The sequence below is a fragment of the Peptococcaceae bacterium 1198_IL3148 genome (assembly GCA_036763105.1).
In the GTDB taxonomy this organism is placed as follows: domain Bacteria; phylum Bacillota; class Desulfotomaculia; order Desulfotomaculales; family Desulfohalotomaculaceae; genus JBAIYS01.
The window spans coordinates 1-251 of the sequence record JBAIYS010000082.1 but is presented as its reverse complement, the minus strand read 5'-3'; the positions used below and the strand labels follow the sequence as shown (position 1 = coordinate 251).

General features: G+C 52.6%; 1 rRNA gene. It reads right to left on the bottom strand.

Annotated features, from left to right (window positions below):
- Positions 1-251 (bottom strand): 16S ribosomal RNA (locus V6C27_14970); the annotation flags it as partial.

Sequence of the window (251 nt, the reverse complement as noted above, 5' to 3'; positions counted from 1 at the left end):
ACAGGCCAGAAAGCCGCCTTCGCCACGAGTATTCCTCCTGATATCTACGCATTTCACCGCTACACCAGGAATACTACTTTCCTCTCCTGCACTCAAGTCTCCCAGTTTTAGAAGCTATCCCAGAGTTAAGCCCTGGGTTTTCACTCCTAACTTAAAAAACCGCCTACACGCCCTTTACGCCCAGTAATTCCGGACAACGCTCGCCCCCTACGTATTACCGCGGCTGCTGGCACGTAGTTAGCCGGGGCTTA